The following is a 4,970-nucleotide window of genomic DNA, read 5'->3' as shown; positions in this document are numbered from 1 at the left end:
TCCGCCAGCTTGACCAACTCAGGATCGGGCTTGGCCCGTTTGGTGCGTTTTACGTAGGTCATTTTTTCCTCTATGGTGGCAGTGTGCTGCCAAATGACCGTTTACACAAAACTAATTACATCCTCCAGCGAGGCCGACACCGACAGGTCTAGCGATAGTAATTTTATGGCAATTTCCAGAGCTTGTGCTGATTCATCCTCCTCGTCAGCCCCTTGTTTGCGGCCGCAGAGTGCTTCAATGCCATCATCGCCGCATTTCCATCTCAAATTGCATGAAGCTTCCGGCTTTGATTGGTAGAATCATGGTCTGCCCGAATTTTTAATACTGACCAGCCACATTTGAGCTAGCCGCCGAGTGATCACTTGGCCGGCAGCCCAGTTGCCGACTGTAGTTACCAACCATAGTTATCAACCTTAAACGTCACCCTAACGACCAACCCTATGCGTACCGATACCTCCGTCAAGCCAACCACCAAACATCGTAAGGACTATACCGTTCCCGCCTTCCTGGTCGACACCGTCGACATGGGCTTTGACCTCGATCCCGCCGCCACCCACATTGCCACCCGCATTACCATGCGCCGCAATCCGGCCAGCCTCAGCAAGGAGATCGTGTTGTTTGGTGAGAAACTGGAACTGCTGCAATTGCGCCTCAACGGCAAGCAACTCAAGCCCAGCCAATATAAGCTGGAAGACCGCAAGCTCAGCATTCCAGCGGCACCAGCCAAGGTCGTGCTGGAGATCGAAACGCTGACCAGGCCGGAAAACAATACTTCGCTGATGGGTTTGTATGTCTCCAACGGCAATTTCTTTACCCAGTGCGAGGCCGAGGGCTTCCGTAAGATCACGTATTTCCCGGACCGCCCAGATGTGATGGCCAAATACACTGTGATGTTGCGCGCCGACAAGAAAAAATATCCGGTGCTGCTGTCGAACGGCAATCTGATTGAAGAGGGTAGCTTGCCAGACGGCCGTCACTACGCCAAATGGGAAGATCCGTTCAAGAAGCCGTCTTATCTGTTCGCATTGGTTGCTGGCCAGTTGGTGTGCCAGGAAGAAAAGTACACATTGCAATCCGGCCGTGAAGTGCTGTTGCAGGTGTGGGTCGAAGAAGGCAACCTGGATAAGACGCAGCACGCGATGGATTCGCTGAAAAATAGCATCCGCTGGGACCAAGAACGTTTTGGCCTGGAGCTCGATCTGGACCGCTTCATGATCGTCGCAGTCGGTGATTTCAACATGGGCGCGATGGAAAACAAAGGCCTGAATATTTTCAATACCAAATACGTATTGGCCAATTCGCGTATCGCCACCGATGTCGATTACGCCAATATCGAGGCAGTGGTGGGACACGAATATTTCCACAACTGGACCGGTAACCGCGTCACTTGCCGCGACTGGTTCCAGCTCTCGCTGAAGGAAGGGCTGACCGTGTTCCGCGACCAGGAATTCTCGGCCGATATGATTGGCACCGACAGCGGCCGGGCGGTCAAGCGTATCGACGATGTGCGCGTATTGCGCCAGGCTCAGTTTCCGGAGGATGCTGGGCCGATGGCGCACTCAGTGCGTCCCGATTCATATGTTGAGATCAACAACTTCTATACCGTCACGATTTATGAAAAGGGCGCTGAAGTGGTGCGCATGTACCAGACCCTGTTTGGTCGCGACGGTTTCCGCAAGGGTATGAATCTGTACTTCGAGCGTCACGATGGCCAGGCGGTTGAATGCGATGATTTCCGTGCGGCGATGGTCGACGCCAACGGCCGCGACTTGAGCCAGTTCGAGCGTTGGTACAGCCAGGCCGGCACGCCCCGGGTGAAGGTGCAAACCAGGTATGACGCCGTCAAGAAGATTTATGAACTAACCTTGTCGCAAACCTGCGCGCCGACGCCGGGACAAACCAGGAAGCTGCCGTTTCATATCCCGGTTGCAGTCGGCCTGCTGGACAGCACAGGCAGCGATATGCCGCTGCGCCTGAGTACTGATGCCAAGGGCAAAGTCGGCGGCGAGACCACTCGTGTGCTTGAGCTGACCAAGGCCCGGCAGACTTTCCGCTTTGTCGATGTCGCGCAACAGCCGGTACCGTCAATCCTCCGCAATTTTTCGGCACCGGTGGTGTTGGACATTGAATACACGGATGCTGAACTGGCGTTCCTGCTGGCGCACGACAGCGATGCTTTCAACCGCTGGGAAGCCGGTCAGCGCCTGGCGACACGCAGCTTGTTGTCTCTGACCAGCGCGCTGCAGGATGCATCGAAGTCCGGTCAGTCGGTGGCGCTGGAAGAAGTGTTGAGTCAGGCTGCGTCTAATGTTGACACTGACGCGTTGGGCAAAGCCTTCGCTCTGATCCTCAACGATACAACGCTCGACGCTGCCTTCCGTGAGCAAGCCCTGACATTGCCTTCGGAAGCACTGTTGGCGGAACAAACCGAGGTGATCGACCCGCAAGCCATCCATCGTTCGCGTCAGTATTTGCGCGGCAAATTGGGGCAAGCATTGAAGGACGATCTGCTGGCAACTTATCACGCCAACCAGACCCCCGGCGCTTACAGCCCCGACGCTGATGCTGCCGGCAAGCGCGCGCTGAAAAATCTGGCGCTGGCTTACCTGATGCAGGCCGATGATGCCATCGCACATGAACTGGCGCAGCAACAATACGACAGCGCCAACAACATGACTGACCGCCTGGCGGCGCTGGTGGCACTGACCAATAGCAGCGCTCCTGGCAAGGCTGCTGCACTGGAAAAATTCTACAAGGACTTCGAACAGGAAGCGTTGGTGATCGACAAGTGGTTCGCGTTGCAAGCCACTGCGTATACTGCCGACATCGCCGCCATTCGCGCCTTGCTGGAGCATCCCGCCTTCTCGCTGAAAAACCCGAATCGTGCGCGCAGCCTGATCTTCAGTTTCTGTAGCGGCAATCCGGCCAATTTCCATGCAGCCGACGGCAGCGGCTATGCGTTCTGGGCGGATCAGGTGATCGCGTTGAATGCCGTCAACCCTCAAGTCGCAGCGCGTCTGGCGCGTAGCCTGGATCGCTGGCGTAAATACGCGCCGGCGCTGCAGGAAAAAATGCGCATTGCCTTGCAACGGGTGGCGGCAGCGCCAAACTTGTCGAAGGATGTATTGGAAGTGATTGGCAAAGCATTAGCCAATTGATTTTGGCCGCTGCGCCGCCGTTTTGGCATGCCATCCCGGCGGCGCTAGCTACTAGCTACTACGAAGAAAGAACGATATGAAACGGATTAGTCTTACGCAACATCTGATCGAGCAGCGGCGCTTGCACAACAGCATTCCGGCGGAGTTGCGGTTGTTGATCGAAGTGGTTGGCCGCGCCTGCAAGACTATCAGCCACGCCGTCGGCAAGGGCGCGCTAGGCGAAGTATTGGGTAGCGCCGACAGCGAAAATGTGCAAGGCGAAGCGCAGAAAAAGCTGGATATTATTTCCAACGAAATCCTGCTTGAAGCCAATGAGTGGGGCGGTCATCTGGCGGCGATGGCGTCGGAAGAAATGGAATCGATCCATCCGATTCCAAACCGCTATCCGCAAGGCGAATACATGCTGCTGTTCGATCCGCTCGACGGCTCTAGCAATATCGATGTGAACGTCTCGATCGGCACCATTTTCTCGGTGTTGAAGGCACCGGCTTGCATGAAGATCCCCACTGAGCAGGACTTCATGCAAGCCGGACGCAAGCAGGTCGCCGCCGGTTATGCGGTCTACGGCCCACAAACCATGCTGGTGCTGACTACCGGGAATGGCGTGCATTGCTTCACGCTGGATCGTGAAATGGGCTCGTGGGTGCTGACCCAGAGCGACATGCGGATTCCGACAGAGACCAAAGAATTTGCGATCAACGCTTCCAACGCGCGCCACTGGCATCCGCCTGTGACACGCTATGTCAACGAGATGTTGGCAGGTAGCACCGGTCCGCGTCAAAAGGATTTCAACATGCGCTGGATCGCCTCGATGGTGGCCGATGTGCATCGCATTCTGAACCGTGGCGGCATTTTCATGTATCCAGCCGATGCGCGTGAACCGGACAAGCCAGGCAAGCTGCGCCTGATGTATGAAGCCAACCCGATGGCCTTCATCGTCGAACAAGCCGGCGGCGCAGCGACCGACGGCAAGCATGCTATTCTGGATATCCAGCCCGAAAAACTGCATCAGCGGGTGCCGGTATTCTTGGGCTCCAAGAGCGAAGTTGAACTTGTGACGCGCTACCATCAGGAATAATTACGGTTATTACAGTTCTCATTGGTAATCCCCCCGTTTTTAAGCAAAGCTAAAAGTAGAGGCTAAGCCGCAAGGGTTAATTTCTGCTTCGGGGTGATGCCGCCGAGCGCCATGTTCGGGCGTTCGTGATTGTAGGTCCAGAGCCATTTCATGGCAAATGCCTGGACCTCGCTGATTGATTCAAACAGATCGTGGGCGAGCCAGGCATAGCGAACAGTTCTGTTGTAGCCCTCGATATAAGCATTCTGTTGCGGCTGTCCTGGCTGAATAAAATTGATCTGGATGCTGTTTTTCTGCCCACGCGGCCAGTGTCGAACTGATGTATTCGGTGCCGTTGTCAAAGCGGATCGTCGTCGGCTTTCCCCGCCATTCGATAATTTGGTCAAGCGACCGAACGACGCGAGTTGCCGGCGGGGAGACGTCGACGTCGATGCCTAAGCCCTCCCGATTAAAGTCATCAATGACGTTGAACAGGCGGATGCTGCGTCCGTCCGACAGCTGATCGTGCATGAAATCCATGGACCAGACGTCGTTGATCGACGTTGGCACCGACAACGGTTCGGGCTTTTCCCTGGTAAGCCGCTTTTTTGGTTTGATTCGCAAATTCAACTCCAGCTCTCGATATGAGCTTCCCTCGATTTTTCGTCTTCCAACAGGTGGCTTTTATGCCGCCTGTTTTTCCTGATGTTGCTCAGTGAGCCAGTCATCTAAATACTGGCAGGGTGAACGATAGC

2 protein-coding genes and 1 pseudogene are annotated in these 4,970 nt (G+C 55.4%); 2 read left to right on the top strand and 1 reads right to left on the bottom strand.

Annotated elements, in window-relative coordinates; genetic code table 11:
• Positions 1-440 precede the first annotated feature (440 nt).
• Together pepN and ACIQ0R_RS11215 are read left to right on the top strand one after the other, a co-directional pair.
• Positions 441-3,158, top strand: coding sequence for an aminopeptidase N (gene pepN / locus ACIQ0R_RS11220; RefSeq protein ID WP_395827337.1), 2,718 nt, complete (start codon positions 441-443; stop codon positions 3,156-3,158).
• Positions 3,159-3,234: 76 nt separating this feature from the next.
• Positions 3,235-4,236: a class 1 fructose-bisphosphatase gene (locus ACIQ0R_RS11215; RefSeq protein ID WP_395827334.1), complete on the top strand. Its 1,002-nt coding sequence runs from the start codon at positions 3,235-3,237 to the stop codon at positions 4,234-4,236.
• A gap of 62 nt (positions 4,237-4,298) precedes the next feature.
• Here the strand turns inward: ACIQ0R_RS11215 and ACIQ0R_RS11210 are convergent.
• Positions 4,299-4,860: pseudogene (locus ACIQ0R_RS11210) on the bottom strand (DDE-type integrase/transposase/recombinase); the annotation flags it as partial.
• Between the last annotated feature and the right edge of the window lie 110 nt (positions 4,861-4,970).

The sequence above is a fragment of the Collimonas sp. genome (genome assembly GCF_044339385.1).
Taxonomy (GTDB): domain Bacteria; phylum Pseudomonadota; class Gammaproteobacteria; order Burkholderiales; family Burkholderiaceae_D; genus Collimonas.
Note: the sequence above shows the minus strand (reverse complement) of the source record. Positions and strands in the feature narration are given on the sequence as shown.